This is a genomic window from Variovorax glacialis, from assembly GCF_051216375.1.
Lineage (GTDB): Bacteria > Pseudomonadota > Gammaproteobacteria > Burkholderiales > Burkholderiaceae_C > Variovorax.
This window is the reverse complement of sequence record NZ_JBPJZT010000008.1, coordinates 292,356-310,409: the sequence shown is the minus strand read 5'-3', so window position 1 is coordinate 310,409 and position 18,054 is coordinate 292,356. Positions and strand designations below refer to the sequence as shown.

The window sequence follows — 18,054 nt, the reverse complement described above, 5'->3', positions numbered from 1 at the left end:
CGTATCGGTATCAACGCGAGCTATGCCGTCGTACTCAGGCGTCGACACCGAAGTCGAGCAGCACCTTGCAGCTGTAGCGGGGGTTGCGCTCCGCGATGTCGAAGGCGCCGGCCACGTCCCGGAAGTCGACCTTGTGGCTGATGATGCGGCCGGGGTCGACCAGCCCGCGTGTGATCCAGTCGATCACCGTCGGGAACATCGCGCAGTTCAGGCGCGAGGCGTACAGCGTCAGCTCCTTTTTCGTCAGCTCCTGCTGCGGGATGGCCGAAGGCGTGGACGAGAAGCCGAGCACGCCGATGCGGCCGGCCGGCGCGGCGATGCGGACCGCCTCTTCGAGGATCGATGGATGGCACACCGCGTCGTAGATCAGGGTCGGCCCGCCTTCGACGCCGCGCTTGGCCAGCGCTTCGGCCAATGGCTCGCGCGAGGTGTTGATGATTTCGTCCTCTGCCGCGCCGCATTGCAGCGCCAGGGCCAATCGCTCGTCGAAGTGATCGGTGATGAAGGCGCGAATGCCGTAGACGCGCTTGAGCACCTGCATCAGGTTGAGCCCGACCGGTCCGGCGCCGTAGATGAGCGCGACATCGCTGGGGAACACGCCGGTACGGCTGGTGACGTTCGCCGCCACCGCAAAGGGCTCGATCACCGACGCGCTGGCGTCGGCCAGGCCCTTCGGCACGACATAGGCGTTCTTTTCCGGCGCGCAGGCGTACTGGCTGAAGCCGCCGTCGCGATGCACGCCGATCACCTGAAGGCGGCTGCACACGTTCTGCCGTCCGATCAGGCACGCATGGCATTGGCCGCAACTGATGACCGGATCCACCACCACCGTCTCGCCGATGCGCGAAGCGCTGACGCCGGCGCCGACCGATTCGATGCGGCCGACGAACTCGTGGCCGATGACGCGCGGGTAGGCGACGAACGGGTTCTGCCCGTGGAAGATGTGCAGGTCGGAGCCGCAGATGCCCGCGAAGCGCACGCGCACGCGCACCTCGCCGGCCTCGGGCTCGGGCATGGGTCGTTCGACGACGGCCATGCTGTTGGGTTGATCGACGACGACGCTGAGCATGATGGAGTCCTTGTGTTTTCTTGCGCTGTTTTGGAAGGCTCGGGCCGCCGGTCACCAGTTCCACATCGAGCCGTCGCGCAGCCGCGCGACCGGCAGGTAGGCCCGCTCGTACGGGTACTTCGCCGCGAGCTCTTCATCGATGTCGACGCCGAGGCCCGGCACTTCGTCCATGACCAGGTAGCCGTCCTCGTAGCGGTAGTTGTGCGGGAACACCTCGTCGGTGAGCGGCGTGTGCGGCATCTGTTCCTGGATGCCGAAGTTGGGCACCCACAGGCCGAAGTTCACGGCCGCGGCCATGCACACCGGCGACAGGTCGGTCGCGCCATGGAAGCCGGTCCGCACCTGGTACATGGCCGCGAAGTCGGCGATTCGGCGCACGTGCGTGATGCCGCCGGCATGCGTGATGGTCGAACGGATGTAGTCGATCAGCTGCTCGCTGATGAGGTCCTTGCAGTCCCAGATCGAATTGAAGACCTCGCCGATCGCCAGCGGCGTGGTCGTGTGCTGCCGGATCAGGCGAAAGGCTTCCTGGTTCTCGGCCGGCGTCGCGTCCTCGATCCAGAACAGGCTGTAGGGCTCGAGCTCCTTGCCGAGGCGGCCAGCTTCGATCGGCGTCAGTCGATGGTGGGCGTCGTGCAGCAGGTGCGTATCGAAGCCGATCGCCTCGCGCACCTTGCGGAACAGCTCTGGCGTATGGCGCAGGTAGAGCGACGTGTCCCAGGGTTCTTCGGGCGGCAGGCCCTTTTCGGCCGGCTCGTAGAAGCCCTTGGTCTTTCCGACTCCATAGGTCTTCTCTAGCCCGGGCACGCCGGACTGGACGCGGATGGCCTTGAAGCCTTCCTCCATGTGCTTCTGCACCGCCTCGACGGCCTCGGCGTGGTCGCGGCCGTTTGCGTGGCCGTAGACCATGAGGCCGTCGCGGCTCTTGCCGCCCAGCAGCTGGTACACCGGCATGCCGGCAAGCTTGCCCTTGATGTCCCAGAGCGCCATGTCGATGGCCGCGATGGCGGTCATCGTCACCGGGCCGCGCCGCCAGTAGGCGCCACGGTAGAGGTACTGCCAGATGTCCTCGATGTTGCGCGGATCGCGGCCGATGAGGCAGGGGAACACGTGTTCGTCGAGGTAGGCCTTGACCGCGAGTTCGCGGCCATTGAGCGTGGCGTCGCCCAACCCGACCACGCCTTCGTCGGTGACGATCTTGACGGTGACGAAGTTGCGGCCCGGGCAGGTGACGATGGTCTGGATGCGTTCGATCTTCAATTCAGTCTCCAGGAGGTGAGAGGGATGTCGGCGGGTTGCCGCTCGTCGAGCGGCTGATGCGGCGGGCTAAAGGAAGCCGATCGAGAACCAGGGCACGAAGACCAGCAGCAGCAAGGCGACGAAGAGCGCCGCCATGTGCGGCCATACGCGCGGCATCGCGACGTCGGGCGACACGCGTCCGATGGCGCAGGCCGCGTAGAAGCCGACACCGAAAGGTGGTGCGAAGAGTCCGAGGCCCATCGCGAAGATCACGACCATCGCGTAGTGCACTTCGTTGACGCCGACCAGCTTGGCGATGGGGAAGAGGAGCGGGCCGAACAGCACGATGGCGGGAATGCCTTCGAGCAGGCTGCCGAGCACGACGAAGGCCAGCGCCGAGACCAGCAGGAAGCCCATCTTGCCGCCGGGCACGGCAGTCATGAACTTCACGAGGTCCTGCGCGAAACCGGACTGCGTCAGCGCCCATGCCATCGCCGTGGCGCATCCGACAATCAGCAGGATCGCGCCCGACAGCGAGGCGGTGTCGAGCAGCATCGGATAGATGCGGCGCCAGTCGAACTGCCGGTAGATGAAGAGGCCCGCCAGCAGCGTGTAGAAGATGCCGATGGTCGACACTTCGGTGGCGGTGGCGACGCCTTCGACCACCGCCGTGCGGATGATCACCGGCAATGCGAGCGCCGGCAGCGCCACCAGCAGGAGCTTCCCGATCTGCGCACCCGTTGCCTTGGTGACGCCGGACATGTCCTCGCGACGCGTCTGCCACCAGACCACGATCGCCATCAGCACCAGGCCGACGACCGCGGGCATCAGGCCACCGACGAACAGCGAGGTGATCGACACGCCCGTGACCGAGCCGACCGTGATCAGCACGATGCTCGGCGGAATGGTCTCCGACATGGCGCCCGAAGCCGACAGCAGGCCGATGAGGTCGCCGTCCTTGCTGCCGCGCTTCTTCATCTCGGGGAACAGCGCCGGGGCAACTGCCGCCATGTCGGCCGCCTTGGCGCCCGAGATGCCCGACACGATGTACATCGCGCCCAGCAGCACGTATTGCAATCCGCCGCGCACATGGCCGATCAGGCTGACCAGGAAGTTGATCATCGCGCGCGCCAGGCCCGTCATCTCGATGAGCGAGCCGAGGAACACGAACAGCGGCACCGCCAGCAGGATCAGGTGCGACATGCCTTCCTGCATCCGGTTGGGCATGAGCGACATCGGCGTCGGCGTCGAGAAGGTGAGATAGCACATCGTCGCGAGCCCGAAGGCGAACGCGATCGGGACGCCGATCACGATGCAGCCGACCAGCATCAGCAGGAAGAAGATGATCAGGTTGATGTTGCCGAGCGTCGCGAGTGCCGGCGACAGCAGCCACAGCGCGCCCCCCAGGAGGGCCACCGTCCCGCCGCAGACGGCGATCTGCTTCCAGTTCGCATGCTCGACCAGCCGCGCGACCGCCGTGACGAGCATCAGGAACGCACCCGCGCACACCGCGCCCGCACGCCATCCTTCGCTCAGGCCCAGCACGGGCGTCGAAACGTCCATCTCCTCATGCCAGTGTTCCCACGCCGGTCCGGCGAGCATCAGCAGGAAGCCGACCACCAGGCACATGCCGAAGGCGTCGAGCCACGCGCGCTTGGCGGCGGGCAGGTCCTTGATGAAGGTGGTCAGGTGCATGTGGGCGGCGCGGCGCAGCGCAATGCAGGAGCCGAGCATCGCCAGCCACAGGAAGAGGATGCTGGCGAGTTCGTCGGTCCAGGTTAGCGGCTCGTGCAGCGCATAGCGCGCGAACGCGCCGCCGCCGAGGATCAGGATCTCGGCGACGACGATCGCGGCTGCCGGCACTTCGGTCACCCAAGCCAGCAGCCGGTCGAACCAGTTCGATGTGGCGGGCGGGACGATGTCGAGGGGGTCGACGGTGGACTGCATGGCGCGCTCCAGTCGTTCTTGATGTTCGCCGTCGTCAGACGAGCTTGCCCGAGTACTTCTCGAGCTTGGCCCAGGCCTCGTCGCCGTACTTGTTCTTCCACTCCGTGTAGAAGCCGGCGGTCTTGAGCATGTCGCGGAAGGGTGCCGGGTCCGGCTTGTTGAAAGTCACGCCGAGCTTGGTCAGCTGGGCCTGCGCGTCGGCGTTGAGCTTGGCGATGTCCTCGCGCTGCTTCAGGGCGGCCGCGTTGAGGTTCTTCGACAGCGATTCCTGCACTTCCTTGGGCAAGGCTTGCAGCTTCTTCGCGTTGCCGAAGATGAAGTGGCCATCCCACGTGTGGGCCGTCAGCGCGCAATACTTCTGCACTTCGTAGAGCTTGGCGCTCTGGATCAGGGCGAGCGGGTTTTCCTGGCCGTCGACGACCTTGGTCTGCAGCGACGAATAGAGCTCGCCGAAGGGGATCGCGGTCGGCGATGCGCCCAGCGCCTTGAACATCGAGATCCAGATCGGAATGCCCGGCACGCGGATCTTGAAGCCCTTCAGGTCCGCCGGCGTGGCGATGGGCTTGGTGGCCGAGGTGATGTTGCGATAGCCGTTGTCGAGGCATTTCTCGTAGGCATACAGGTTGACCTTGGCGAGAGCGGCACGAACGTAGGCGCCGAGGTCGCCGTCCATCGCGGCCCAGACGACGTCATAGTCCTTGAAGGCGAAGGCCACGCCGTTGATGCCCGCGGTCGGCACCAGCGTCTGCAGGTTCGTTCCGGCGGTGGACATGATGTCGATGGCCCCTGCGCGCACCTGCGAGATCATGTCCGGCTCGCTGCCGAGCTGGCTGGTCGGATAGACCTGCAGGTCGACCTTGCCGCCCGTGTCCTTGCGGATCGCCTCGGCCGCTTCCTTGATGCGCAGGCTGCCCGGGTGGTCCGCCGGAAAGGGCGGTGCCGTACTTGAGCTTGATCTCGCTCTGTGCGAAGGCGAAGCGGGGCAGGGCGGCGGCCATGCCGGCAGCGGCGAGGGTGGTGCCGAATTGGCGGCGGGTGGGCGCGAAGGTCATTGAAGTCTCCGTTGATTTGTCGGGTGATCGGTCGGGTGCGAATGAAAGCGGCGGTGAGGTCAGGCAGCGAGCAGTGCAGCCATGCCGCCGTGCCGGAGCGTTCCGAGATGCCGGGCCAGGCGGGCCGCCAGCGCGGGCGGCCAAGGCGCATGGCCGAAGACCGGCTCGTGCGCGAAGGCGGCATGGATCGCATCGCTGTCGCTGGCCGCCGAGCGCAGGCGTCTCGCCAGTGCTTCGGCGCCGGGGTCGCTGATGGTCAGTGGCGCACCGCTGTCGCCACAGCCGCGCGCCAGGTAGTGGAGCCAGGCCGCCAGGGCGCGCTCCAGCATCGGCCGTTCGACGCCGTCGACGCCGCTTTCGCGCAGCGCGGGCAGCCAGCGCACCGGCACCTTCTGCGTGCCGTCCATGGCGATCTGCTGCGTGCGGTGCGCGAGGGAGGGGTTCTCGAAGCGGCGGAGGAGCTCATGGCAGTAGGCCAGCACGTCGTAGCCCGCGGGTGCGACGACGGTGGCGCGAAGGTCTTCCAGCATCAGGCGCCGCGCGAAGCCGCCGACCAGCGGGTCGGCCATGGCGTCGGACACGCTCTCCAGCCCGCAAAGCTGGCCGGCATAGGCGATGGCCGAGTGCGTACCGTTCAGCAAGCGCAGCTTCATCGCCTGGTAGGGGCGCACGTCGTCGGTCAGCAGGGCGCCGGCATCCTCCCAGGCGGGGCGGGGACCGGCGAAGCGGTCTTCGATCACCCATTGGGTGAAGGGCTCGCAGACGATCGCGGCCTCGTCGCGGACGCCGAGCCGGGCCGAGGCCCAGGCGAGCGAATCCGGCGTTGCGGCGGGCACGATGCGATCGACCATGCTGTTGGGGCAGCCCACCTGTGTCTGGATGCGACGGGCCAGCGGCTTGTCGAACTGCTCCGCGTACTGCACCAGCAACTTGCGCAGCGTGTCGCCGTTGCCGGCCATGTTGTCGCAGCACACCAGCGTCAGCGGCGCATCGTCCGGGCGGCGACGGATGCCGGCGGCCAGCACGCCCAAGGTGGTGCCGGGGGTGTCCGGATTCGCGATGTCGCGTCGCACGGCGGGGTCGTCCAGGTCGAGGTCGGCGCTGCCCGGATGCTGGCTGTAGCCCTTCTCGGTGACGGTGGTGCTGACGATGCTCGTCGCTGGATCGGCGATGGCGGCGATCACCGCATCCAGCTGTCTCGGCGCGAACAAGGCCGCCCGTACGACGCCGACCACGCGGGTGCGGGCCTCATCACCATGGCGCTCGGTCACCGAATACAGGTGGTCCTGCGCTGCCAGGGTGTCGGCGACACCGGGGTCACGCAGGCTGACGCCGACGATGCCCCAGCGCTTGTCGCCCTGGGCGACCACCGACTCGGTGTAGAGGGCCTGGTGAGCCCGGTGAAAGGCGCCCAAGCCCAGGTGGACGATGCCCGTCGCCAATCGAGATCGGTCGTAGGCCGGCAAGGTCGCCCGCGCCGCGAGGCCCGGCAGCGTGTGCTGCGACAACCGCTCTTCGATCGAATTGGATGCCGAGGGCATGGGATCTTGTCTCCTTGATTCACCACAGTACCATGGTAGTTCTGGGGCGTGAGTCGAGTCTATGGAGACATTCCCTGGCAAAAAGAGCGGGGAAACCCTGACGGGCTAAGAATATTTAGTGCTCTACCATGGCACTGACCCTCTACCAACCTATCTGACATGCCTCGCGCCCTCGATCCGCAGAAAACTGACACGGCACGTACCGAGGGCCCCCTCGTCGCCGCGCTCAACGGTTTCACAATCGACCCTGAGCGCTCCTATACCTCCCAGGTGCACGACCAGCTGCGCGACGCCATCGTGCGTGGCGCCCTGCCGCCGCGCACGGCGCTGTCCGAGGCCACGATCTCGAAGCTGATCGACGTGAGCCGCACGCCCGTACGGGAGGCGCTCGCGCAGCTGGCCGAAGAACAGATGGTGGTGATCTATCGCCAGGTGGGCACCTTCGTGGCGCCCGTTCGCATGTCGCTGCTCGAAGAAAGCCGGTTCGTGCGCAGCACGCTCGAATGCGCCAACCATGTGCAACTGGCACAGAGCATCACACCGGAGCAGCTCAAGGAGTTCGGGCAGATCGTGGCGCGCCAGCGCAGCGCAGTCGAAAGCGGCGAGATCGACCGCTTCTCGGAGCTGGACGAGCTGATGCACCGCCGGCTCTTCGAGTTCGCGGGCCGCGAACATATCTGGACCATGCTCGAACCGATCAAGCGCCAGTTCGATCGCGTGCGCTGGCTGCTGCTCGGGCACGTCGCCGGGCACGCCGAGCGCGCGTTGCAGGAACACGAGCAGATGCTCGCCCAGATGGCGTCGCGCGACGTGGCGGGTCTGGGTGCCAGCGTGGCCTCCCACATCAACCACATCACCGAACATCTCGCCGCCTTGCGCAAGCAGGCGCCGGAAGCTTACTTCGTCGACTGATCGCTCTCAGAACCCGTACAACGCGGCAGGGTTGTCGACGAGGATCTTGCGCCGCGTTGCCTCGTCCTCCACGCCATCGAGCATCCATGCAAGAAGGTGCGTGTCGGACGGTGCGGGCTTGACGTTGGGGTGCGGCCAGTTGCTGGCCCAAAGGCATCGATCCGGAAAGTCCCGCGCCAGGGTGCGCGCGAGCAGCGCCACGTCCTCGTAGCCGGGTGGCCCGCTGCGCGAACTCTCGTAGGGTGCGGATAGCTTGATCCAGCAGTTGCCCTTGTCGAGCAGCCGGCGCAGCGCGAGAAAGCCGTCGTCCTCGGGCAAAGTCGGCCCCAGGAACTTGCCGATGTGGTCGATGACGAGCCGGCAGGGCAGGCGGCCCAGCATGGCCTCGTGCCGCGGCAGTTCGCGTCCGTCGAGTTGCAGGTTGATGTTCCAGCCCAGCGGCGCGATCCTCGAAGCCATCGACGCCAGGCTCGACCAGGGCAGCAATCCCCCCGCCAGCATCATGTAGCGGATGCCGCGCACGCCGGCACGATGCAGGCGCGACAACTCTTCGTCGGACGTCTCTTCGGGCACCACGGCGATCGCCCGCGCGCCGGATCCCAGTTGTTCCACTGCCGACAGCGTGCACCGATTGTCGAAGCCATAGCCCGTGGGCTGGACGATGACCACGCGCGTGAGCCCAAGCGCGCGCTGCACTTCGCGGTAGGCGACAACCGGCGCGTCGGGCGGCGTGAAAGTGGCCGTGGGCGCCAGTGGATAGGCGCTGTCATAGACATGCACGTGGCAATCGCACGCGCCATCGAAGGACTGTGATGTGCTCATGCGGGATGGATGCTCACTTGGAAGTTGCCGAACTCGCGGCGAGGTCGCGTCGGCGCCAGGCCGCCAGTCGCGTCGCGTTCGCCGCATTGATCGCGCCGGCCGGAACTTCGCCCTTCTGCAGCCTTGCCAGCTGAGACACCGTCTCCATGGCCTGGTGTTCCGTGGCCGGCGCCGTCAGACCGCCGATGTGCGGTGTCGCAAGCACGCGCGGGTGGGCAGCCAACGAGGGTGTCGGCATCTGGTCGGGCGCGCGGCCCACGTCGAGGGCGCACCCGGCGATGTGCCCGGATTCCAGCGCGTGGAGCAGTGCGCCTTCATCGACCAGCTCCCCGCGCGAGGCGTTGATGAAGAAAGCGTCCGCTCGCATGGCAGCGAAAGCGGTCGCGTCCATCAGGTTTTCGGTCTGCGCATTGGCCGGCGCCAGGCACACGACAAAGTCGGATGCGGCCAACAGGGTTTGCATGGGCACCTGCTGCAGGCCGTCCTGGCGGTTGATGAGTTCGGGTGTTGCCACCTGCACGTTCATGCCGAGGGCCGTGGCCAACTTGCAGAGGTATTGCGCAATCTGACCGTAGCCGATCACGCCCAGCGTCGAGCCGCGCAGTTCGCGGCCCATGAAGGGTGTTGGCGGTTCGCCGCGGTGGTAGGCATCGGCATAGCGGCTGATGCCGCGCCCCAGGTCGATCATGGCCGCGACGATCCATTCGGCCACCGCCGGCACGTAGCCCGCGCTGGCCTGCGTCACGAGTACGCCGTGTGCGCTGGCAGCGGCGACGTCGATCGTGCGGATGTCCACCGCACAGCGCAGGAAGGCGGCCAGGTCCGGCAAATCGCGGAAAACTGCCTCGGGTGCCGGGGTCTGCCGATAGGCAATGATGGCGTCGCAGCCTTCCGCCGCTGCAATGAGTTCCCTCGTTGGCAGCTCCCGGGCATGGGGGTTGAAGCGTGCCTCGGCGATGGCCGTCAACGCTTTCACGGCCCGGGCGCCGAAATACTGGTCCAGCTTGTCGGCCGGGTGGCTGACGAAGACGATGGTCATGTCGTCGATTTCTCCGCCTTGGCCCTGCTCGCGGAAGTGCGCCGTGTGGCGGAACCTGGAGGTGCAGGGGCGACCGACTCGCGCTCTGCGAGTTGTGTCGGCGCGAAAACGAGCGTGCGCTCGTCGTCGCTGTCATCGGGGCTCCCTCGCATCACGCGTTGCACCATCGCGCGCGCCATCTGGCGCACCGGCAACTCGACCGTGGTCAGCATCGGATTGGACAGCGTCGACAGGAAGTGCCCGTCGATGCCGACGAGCGACACATCGGCCGGCACCGCCAGGCCCGCTTCGCGCAGGCCCGCCATGAGCCCGAGCGCCATGAGGTCGTTGAGCGCGACGATGCCCGTCGGCCTGCGCGTCGAGCCCGCGATCTTCAGCGCAGTGGCGCGGCCGACCTCTGCGATCACGGCGTCACCGTATTCGTTCAGGGGCCCGCCGTCGATCACCTGCGCCTGACGCTGGAGGCCCGCCGCGCTGGCCGCGGCGTGGAAGCCGTCGATCTTGGCGCTGCGGCTCATCGTCATGCCGGCAACGGTCACGAACGCAAGTTGCCGATGTCCCTTGTCGATGAGGTGCTGCGTGGCCATTCGTGCCGCCTCGAAGTTGTCGGGCATGACGTGGTCGACGGCGGACCGCTTGCCGGGCGTGGCGCCACGGTCGTAGCTCACGACCGCCATGCCGCTCTTGACGGCCAGTTCGAAGTGCCGCTCGTCGGCCAGTGAGGAGATCACGATGACGCGCCGCACGCCCTGCGACATCAGGTCGTCGAAGAAGGCGCTTTCCTTCTCGCGGTCGCGGTAGGTGCTGCCGATCAGCAGGCGGTAGCCGTATTGCTCCTGCGCCACGTTCTCGATCTCGCGTGCAATGAAGCCGTACATGGGATTGGTCATCGACGGTACGAGCAGGCCGATGAGCGGGGTCTGGCCCGTCTTGAGCTGCTGCGCCAGCTTGTTGGGCCGAAACCCGAGCGTCTCGATGGCGACTTCGACGCGCGCGAGCGTTTCGGCGCGCATCCGGTCGGCGCGCCCGTTGAGCACGTTCGATACGGTGCTCACCGAAACGCCAGCGTGTCTGGCAACGTCCTGGATGGTGGTCATCCGCTATTTCCTGTATCGATCAGAGGCCGAGCCGACTGGGTAGCCACAGCGAGAACGAAGGCACGAGCACCAGCACGACCAGCGTCGCCAGCAGCACGGCGAGGTACTTCATCATAGGGCGCGCGACATCCTTCACCTGCGTCCCGGTGAAAGCACATGTGGCGAAGAGACCGAGGCCGATCGGCGGCGCAAACAGGCCCAGGCCCATGGCGATCACCATCACCGTCCCGAAGTGCAGCGGGCTGATGCCGAGCTGCTGCGCGATCGGCGTGAGCAGAGGCCCGAAGATGATCAGCGCCGGCGCGCCTTCGAGCACGGCACCGAAGACGATCATCATCAGGACCGACAGCAGGATGAACATCACGCTGCCGTACTGGTGCGCAAACGCGATCATCGAGCTGGAGACGAGTTGAGGGATCTGCTCGATGGTCAGCGCGAACGAAAGGCTGGACGCCGCCGCGACGATGAACAGGATGCTGCCCGCCATCGATGCCGACTTGACGAACAGCCGTGCAAGCGCTTTCACGCTCAGTTCGCGAAACGCGAGGCTGCCCACGACGAGCGCATAGATCACGGCGAAGGCCGACACCTCCGTGGACGTTGCGACGCCGGACGTCACGCCCTTGCCGATCATGCCCACCATGACCACCGCCACCAGTGCGCCGCCGAGCAGCTTCAGGAGCGGCGTGCGCGACGCGAAGGCTTCGTCAGGATTGATCTTGCGGCCGAAGGCGACGGCCAGCACGGCCAGCGCCAGCGCCATGACCGCTGCCGGCACCAGTCCCGCCATGAAGAGGCCGGCAATCGAGATGTTCGCGACGAAGCCCATGATGATCATGTTGATGCACGGCGGAATCGTCTCGGCCATGATCGCGGTCGACGCCAGCAGGCCGGCCGCCTCGTTGGGATCTTGTCGCGTGCGCCGCACCGCGGGCATCACGATGCCGCCTACTGCGGCGATGTCGGCCAGCTTGGACCCCGACACGCCCGAGAAGAACGCAGTCGCCGTGATGGTGATGAGGCCCAGGCCGCCACGCACGCGGCCGAAGATCCGCAGCAGCAGCTCGATCAGGCGCGAGGACATGCCGTTGGATTCCATCAGCAGGCCCGCCAGCACGAAGAAGGGGATGGCGAGCAGCACGAAGTGATCGCTGCCCGCCATCACCTGTTGCGCATACACCAGCATGGGCAGCGACGGATCGGCCAGGAAATAGAGCAGTGACGAAAAGGCGAGTACGAAGCCGATGGGCACGCCCAGCGCCAGGCTGCCGACGAACCCGGCTGCGAGCAGCACGCCATGAGGGATGGCGTGCGAAGGCATCAGCGCGTTCCAGCCGAACACCGCCGCCAATATCACGATGCTTGCGGCCAAGGTGCCGAAGACGACGCGTGCCGGGCCGTTGACCGCATTGGCCACGCCGAACAAGGTCATGAACAGGCTGCCGGCCACCACGGGATAGACATACAGCCATTGCGGCAGGCCGAGCGACGTGGTCTGGCTGTACGAGTCGATGAGCAGCAGGATCGATGTCAGGAGAAGGCTGACGGATACGCCGGCGATGATCCAGTGCGCGGTCTGTATCAACGCTGGCTGCCAGCGCGCGGGCAGCATCTGGCGGAACAGGTCGACTCCGACGTGCTGGCTGCGCGCGAGCACCGTCGCGGCGCCGAAGAACACCAGCACGATCATCAGCGCTCGCGCGACTTCCTCGGCCCAGTCGACCGGGTCGTGCAGCACATAGCGATAGATCACCGACAGGAACACCACCAACACGTCCACCGCCAACACCACGCCGGACAGATACTCGATGTAGCGCGTCAACAGGGCCAGAAAGCGGCCGGGATGCGTGTCATGACGAAAGCCCCAGGCCGGCAGCGCGGCGGAATGGGGCAGGGCGGCTGCAAGGTCTGCGGACATCGAAGGATCCCCGATTCGGCTTCCCTCTCAGGCCTTGTTGTTGGCAATGGCCGCGAACAGCGGTGCCGTGCTCGGGTATTGCTTGGCGAAGTCCGCCCAAAGCTTCGTCTCCATCTCCTTGCGCACAGTGGCGCGCTCTGCGGGCGCCATCGGGAAGAAGGTCATGCCCTTCGTCTTCAGTTCCTCGATGGCCGACACGGCCTTTTCATTGGCAATCACCCGCTGCTGCACCGATGCCTCGGCGACTGCCTTCATGAATCCGGTACGAACGTCGGCGGGAATCTTGTCGAGGCCACGCTTGCCGATCACGACGACCATCGGGCTGAACAGGTGCTCGGTCTGCCAGCAGGACTTCGTGACCTCGTACAGCTTGCTCGCCAGCACCGTGCCGGCGTCATGCTCGAACCCGTCCACCACGCCCGTCTGCGCGGCCATGTAGAGCTCGCCGAAGGGAATGGGCGTGGGGATGGCGCCCATGATCTTGAAGGTCTCGATGAAGGCCGGCGTGGGCAGCACGCGCAGCTTCACGCCCTTGATTTCCACCAACGATCTGACCTGTGCCTTGGTGTAGACGTTGCGCGGGCCGAAGTGGGAGGCCCAGGTCAGGATGGTGCAACCGGCGCGCTGTTGCAGCATGCCGTTGAGCGTCGTGCCGACGGTTCCTTCCAGGACCTTGGCGGCATGCGCATAGCTCTCGAACACATAGCCCAGGTCCAGCATGCCGATCTCGGGCAGTGCCGTGGCCCAGATCGACGAGCCCGTCACCATCATGTCGATGGAACCGACCTTGACCTGCTGGACCACATCGCTTTCCTTGCCCAGTTGGTTGTTCGGGAAATAGTCGAGCTTGATGGCATCGCCCGTCGCAGCCTTCAGATTGGCCTGAAAGCGCTGGTACCAGACGTAGTGGGCGGCGTTGTCGTCCGCCGTCATCGAGGAAGACATGCGCAGCGAGATGGGCACCTGTGCACGCACGATGGCAGGAAAGCCTGTCAATGCGGGGAGGGTGACGGCTGTGGCGGCCTGCACGAAGCGCCGCCGAGATATCTGGGACATGGCGTGTCTCCTTGTCTTTGGGCTGGACTCGGCTCGAATTTCGGACGTGTATCGGTTTACTGAATCGATTTACTATATCGACACACAAGCCCCGGTGAGCAAGGGTTTCACCCGAGGAAGACCGCTTCGGACGCGTCCGCTCCGAGCATTCGTTCCCGGTTGAATAGCGAGGTCGGCAGCGCACGTCGTGCTTGGCCCCGACCGCTAAATCCTCCGCCCGAGAGTGGATTTTTGCCGGCCAGACCGGCCTCCGCGTGTACTACTTTAAGACGATTCTTATAGGCCTGGGCCCGTTCAATCACGAGACTCCCCCGGCGCAGCAGCCTTGGCGTGAGTGTGAAGGCTGGATGGACTTCGGACAGTCGAACGCGGCCATCGATGCGAAATCTTGTACTCAATTACAAACAGTTTTTCAGGGAATCAATGTCCAAAAAAGCAAGCATCATCGTGAGCGATGGCGTGAAGAATGTTGCTCGAGTTGTCGACGCGAACTCGGCCGTGAAGATCAAGGCCAAGTCTGGCGTCAAGTACTTGCTCAAGGGCGAGCACGATGATGAAGGTCCGGAGAATGTCACCGTCAGACGCGTTGGCGATGACTTGCATGTGAGTCTCGAGGGCGAGTCCAGTCCAGCGGTGGTACTGGAGAGCTATTACGCGCTGCCTGATGCGCCTGGTCTCTACGGTGTGGCGGAAGATGGTCAGTTGTACGCGTACGTGCGCACCGATGGCGGAGGCGCGATCTTCTCACTGGCTGATGGTGCGATGGAGCCGGTGGCATTGGGCGGAGATTCCTTCGGTTCTGGCGCCCCGTATCTCGCGCTGAGCGAAAGCAATGATGGGTTCGGCGTCTTCTGGCCGCTGATGTTGATGGGTGGTCTGGCGGGGTTGGGCTTCGCGGCGGTCAACTCGAATCGTGGTTCTTCCTCCTTTGTGCCGACTGAAGAGAAGCGCCCGGTGCTGCCGCCTCAAAAGCCGGGTTCGGATGCCCTGAGCGCTGTCATGGACGATGTGGGCTCGATTACGGGGCCGATTGCCAGCGGCGGCGTTACTGACGACGCCAATCCCGAATTCATCGGCATTGGTACGCCGGGCAACACGATCACGATCTACGACAACGGCAAGCCGATCGGCTCGGTTCTTGTTCCCGACGACGGTAATTGGAATTTCACTCCACTTAACGATGGGGGATTGGCCGATGGCAGCATCGTCAAGCTCTATGACGGCACCACCCTGCTGGGCAGCGTGCAGGCGGATGCGAGCGGCAACTGGAGCTTCACGCCCGGTGCTGATCTCAAGGACGGGGCACACAACATCACGGCGACGGCGACCGACGCGACTGGCGATCACGCCTTCACCACGGTGGTGACCGACCCGGCGGGCAACGCCAGCGCACCGAGCGAGCCGTTGAATGTGACGGTGGACACCCAGGATGTGGTCGTGTCGATCGGTTCGCTGGTGGACGACCAGGGTGCCGCCACGGGGAACATCGCCCCCAACGGCATGACGGACGACGCACGCCCTGAAATCCAGGGCACGGGCAAGGCCGGCAGCACCATCACGGTGTACGACGGTGCGACGGCCTTGGGCACCACGGAAGTGAAGCCCGACGGCAGCTGGAGCTTCACCCCGGACGCGGACCTGAGCGAGGGCGAGCACAGCATCACCGCCACGGCCACCGACAAGGCAGGCCAGGTGAGCGACGCGACCGCGCCGTTCAACTTCAGCGTGGACACGCAGAAGCCCGAGGCGCCGAGCATCGGCGCCGCCACGGACGACGTGGGTGCGCTGCAGGGAGCGCTGGCCGATGGCGACACGACGGACGACCCGACGCCCACGTTCGCGGGGATCCGACGCACCCGACGCTGGTCTCCGTGCAAACGACATCGGACACCGTTCATGAGTCTTCGCTGTCAGGCGGTACGGGCAAGAATTGGCTGGCGAATGATGGCAGCACCATTCACGACCTGACGGCGAGCGGTAATTTCACGCTGGATTCGAGCGTGACAGCAATCAAGATCTTCCTCGGGGGCGTTGAGACAGGCCTGACTCTGCAGGACCTGGCGAACAACCCGACGATCCAGATCGGCGGCGATACGCTGAAGATAACGAGCTTGGGCAACGGCCAGTATCAGTACCTCTACACCCTGGGTAGTTTCAAGGACGACTATGCTTCGGGCGCTGGTGCGGGCGAAATTCTGAGCAACGATTTTCAGATCTCTGCGTACGATGCCAGTGGTTATCACAACACTGCCGTCGGCGACATTCAAGTGGTCAATGACACCATCCATGTCGCCTACATGCCACTTACAGTCGATCTCAACAACGGGACTTCGTCCGGTAACAATCAACCGTACAGGATCACGACTGGCAATGCGCCTGCACAGACGTACCGTCTCTACCTCAATGATGCGCTTGTGCAAGAGGTTGCGCTGGGCAGCAATCAAACTTGGACGAGTGACAGAGTCTTCAACAATCCGGCGTCGTCGGAAGTGTTCAAGCTCGTCGTTTTTCAGGACGGCGTCGAGGTCGTGGTAGACACCCATACCGGCACGGAGTTGTTGGCTGGTGGAGAGATCTATCTCCACAATGTACTGGTCCAGTACCACACACCGGGCGTGACGGCCACATCAGGAGTGCTGATGGCGGAACCGTTGCATGACGACGTTGTCGTCGACTTGGCCCACGGCATACGCGGTGGTGTTCACGCTGATCGGCGTCGAGGGCGTGTCGCGCATGCTCGGCATCGTCCAGCCGCTGCTGCTCATGGTGGCAGTCGGGGCGTCGCGCATGTTCGTCGGGCATTGGCTCGGCGGCAGCTACCGCAAGTTGATGTCTGCGAAGGCGTTGCCGAAGGTTCTGATCTATGGCGCGGGTTCGGCCGGCCAGCAACTGTCGGAAGCAGTTTCGCGCAACGAGGACATGCAGGTGGCGGGATTTCTCGACGACGATGCACGGCTGCATGGCGGGCAGGTCTGCGGGTTGCCGGTCATCAGCCCGGACGGCCTCGAGGCCCGGCTCCGTTCGCTCGAGATCGGAACCATTTTCCTGGCGTTGCCATCGACATCCCGCAAGCGGCGAAATGAAATCCTGGACTCCCTCCTGCGCTTGCGCGTCGCGGTCCGCACGCTGCCCAGCCTGACTGATCTGGCGCACGGGCGCGTCCAGAGCGGTGATGTGCGTGAACTCGACATCGAAGACCTGTTGGGGCGCGACGCCGTGCCCCCCAACAACATCCTTCTGAGCAAGAACGTGCTCGGCAAGGTGGTGCTGGTCACCGGAGCGGGTGGGTCGATCGGCAGCGAACTGTGCCGGCAGATCGTGCGTGCGCGGCCCGAGACCCTGCTGCTGGTCGAGCGAAACGAGTTCGCGCTGTACTCCATCCACGGCGAACTGTCGAATCTGTTGGCGAACCATGGCGGGCCCGCGATGCGCGTCGTGCCTCTGCTGGCCTCGGTACGCGATGAACGACGCATCCGCGAGATCATGGAGGTCTGGCGGCCATCGACGGTCTACCACGCGGCTGCCTACAAGCATGTGCCGCTGGTCGAGCACAACGCGGCCGAAGGCGTGAAGAACAACGTGATCGGCACCTGGGTCACTGCACGGGTGGCGGCGGAGCAGGGCGTGAGCGACTTCGTGCTGGTCAGCACCGACAAGGCCGTGCGGCCCACCAACATCATGGGTGCGAGCAAGCGTCTCGCGGAGATGGTGCTCCAGGCGCTGGCCCAGGAGGTGGCGAAGAAGCCGGGGGCGACGCGTTTCTGCATGGTGCGCTTCGGCAATGTGCTCGGCTCATCGGGGTCGGTGGTGCCCTTGTTCCGCCAGCAGATCAAGCGCGGAGGGCCGATCACCCTGACCCACGCGGAGATCACGCGTTACTTCATGACCATTCCGGAAGCTGCGCAACTGGTGCTTCAGGCCGGCGCCATGAGCAGCGGTGGCGATGTATTCGTGCTGGACATGGGCGAGCCGGTGAAGATCCGCGACCTGGCGCGACGCATGGTCGAGCTTTCCGGCATGACAGTGCGTGATGCCGCCAACCCCGAAGGCGACATTGCCATCGAGGTCACCGGCCTGCGGCCCGCGGAAAAACTCTACGAGGAACTGCTCATCGGCGACAACCCCCTGCCGACAAGGCATCCCCGCATCATGAAGGCGCACGAGGACTGCCTGCGCTGGTCCGAGCTGAGCCTGTTGCTGAAGGCCTTGACCTCCGCGGTGGAGGCAAACGACCTGCATTCGATCCGCGCCTTGCTGCAACAGTCGGTTCGGGGCTACAACCCGGCCCGCGAACTGGTCGACTGGGTCCACGTGGAGCGTGCGATCGAGCGCCCGCCGGAGCCCATGGCCGCGTGAGATCGA

At 65.3% G+C, this 18,054-nt stretch carries 13 protein-coding genes and 1 pseudogene; 3 read left to right on the top strand and 11 right to left on the bottom strand.

What is annotated here, in order from left to right; translation table 11 throughout:
• Positions 1–34: 34 nt before the first annotated feature.
• The 5 genes and pseudogenes from ACSFBL_RS22470 to ACSFBL_RS22450 form a co-directional block, all read right to left on the bottom strand.
• Entirely contained in the window at positions 35–1,069 is a 1,035-nt protein-coding gene (locus tag ACSFBL_RS22470) for a Zn-dependent oxidoreductase (protein ID WP_435518036.1), read from the bottom strand.
• Positions 1,070–1,120: 51 nt separating this feature from the next.
• Positions 1,121–2,329, bottom strand: coding sequence for a D-mannonate dehydratase ManD (manD, locus tag ACSFBL_RS22465; protein WP_435518035.1), 1,209 nt, complete (start codon positions 2,327–2,329; stop codon positions 1,121–1,123).
• A gap of 66 nt (positions 2,330–2,395) precedes the next feature.
• Positions 2,396–4,255: a TRAP transporter large permease gene (locus tag ACSFBL_RS22460; protein WP_435518034.1), complete on the bottom strand. Its 1,860-nt coding sequence runs from the start codon at positions 4,253–4,255 to the stop codon at positions 2,396–2,398.
• A gap of 34 nt (positions 4,256–4,289) precedes the next feature.
• A pseudogene (locus tag ACSFBL_RS22455) lies at positions 4,290–5,307 on the bottom strand (TRAP transporter substrate-binding protein).
• A 59-nt stretch (positions 5,308–5,366) separates the two neighbouring features.
• Positions 5,367–6,848 carry a mannitol dehydrogenase family protein gene (locus tag ACSFBL_RS22450; RefSeq protein ID WP_435518033.1) on the bottom strand — a complete coding sequence of 494 codons (1,482 nt, stop codon included), beginning with the start codon at positions 6,846–6,848 and terminating at the stop codon, positions 5,367–5,369.
• A gap of 159 nt (positions 6,849–7,007) precedes the next feature.
• Between ACSFBL_RS22450 and ACSFBL_RS22445 the strand changes: the two genes are divergently transcribed.
• The gene (locus ACSFBL_RS22445) at positions 7,008–7,760 is read left to right on the top strand and encodes a GntR family transcriptional regulator (RefSeq protein WP_435518032.1); all 753 of its coding nucleotides are present in this window, start codon (positions 7,008–7,010) and stop codon (positions 7,758–7,760) included.
• A 6-nt stretch (positions 7,761–7,766) separates the two neighbouring features.
• On the opposite strand, the gene ACSFBL_RS22440 is transcribed toward ACSFBL_RS22445, so the two are convergent.
• The 5 genes from ACSFBL_RS22440 to ACSFBL_RS22420 are packed head-to-tail and all read right to left on the bottom strand — an operon-like array spanning position 7,767 to position 13,692.
• Positions 7,767–8,582, bottom strand: coding sequence for an amidohydrolase family protein (locus ACSFBL_RS22440; RefSeq protein ID WP_435518031.1), 816 nt, complete (start codon positions 8,580–8,582; stop codon positions 7,767–7,769).
• Between the two features lie 13 nt (positions 8,583–8,595).
• Positions 8,596–9,621 carry an NAD(P)-dependent oxidoreductase gene (locus tag ACSFBL_RS22435; RefSeq protein WP_435518030.1) on the bottom strand — a complete coding sequence of 342 codons (1,026 nt, stop codon included), beginning with the start codon at positions 9,619–9,621 and terminating at the stop codon, positions 8,596–8,598.
• Complete coding sequence (locus ACSFBL_RS22430) at positions 9,618–10,718, bottom strand: LacI family DNA-binding transcriptional regulator (protein WP_435518029.1); 1,101 nt, start codon at positions 10,716–10,718, stop codon at positions 9,618–9,620. The genes ACSFBL_RS22435 and ACSFBL_RS22430 overlap by 4 nt, the downstream gene beginning before the upstream one ends.
• Positions 10,719–10,737: 19 nt before the next feature.
• Complete coding sequence (locus ACSFBL_RS22425; RefSeq protein WP_435518028.1) at positions 10,738–12,636, bottom strand: TRAP transporter large permease; 1,899 nt, start codon at positions 12,634–12,636, stop codon at positions 10,738–10,740.
• Positions 12,637–12,663: 27 nt separating this feature from the next.
• The gene (locus ACSFBL_RS22420; RefSeq protein ID WP_435518027.1) at positions 12,664–13,692 is read right to left on the bottom strand and encodes a TRAP transporter substrate-binding protein; all 1,029 of its coding nucleotides are present in this window, start codon (positions 13,690–13,692) and stop codon (positions 12,664–12,666) included.
• A 378-nt stretch (positions 13,693–14,070) separates the two neighbouring features.
• Here ACSFBL_RS22420 and ACSFBL_RS22415 point away from each other — a divergent pair, with 378 nt between their 5' ends.
• On the top strand, positions 14,071–15,660 hold the full coding sequence (locus ACSFBL_RS22415) for an Ig-like domain-containing protein (protein WP_435518026.1): 1,590 nt from the start codon (positions 14,071–14,073) through the stop codon (positions 15,658–15,660).
• Here ACSFBL_RS22415 and ACSFBL_RS22410 read toward each other — a convergent pair.
• Positions 15,603–16,298 carry a hypothetical protein gene (locus ACSFBL_RS22410; RefSeq protein ID WP_435518025.1) on the bottom strand — a complete coding sequence of 232 codons (696 nt, stop codon included), beginning with the start codon at positions 16,296–16,298 and terminating at the stop codon, positions 15,603–15,605. The two genes, ACSFBL_RS22415 and ACSFBL_RS22410, sit on opposite strands and share 58 nt — an antisense overlap.
• 49 nt (positions 16,299–16,347) lie before the next feature.
• On the opposite strand from ACSFBL_RS22410, the gene ACSFBL_RS22405 reads away from it, so the two are divergent.
• Positions 16,348–18,048, top strand: coding sequence for a polysaccharide biosynthesis protein (locus tag ACSFBL_RS22405; protein WP_435518024.1), 1,701 nt, complete (start codon positions 16,348–16,350; stop codon positions 18,046–18,048).
• Positions 18,049–18,054: the final 6 nt, after the last annotated feature.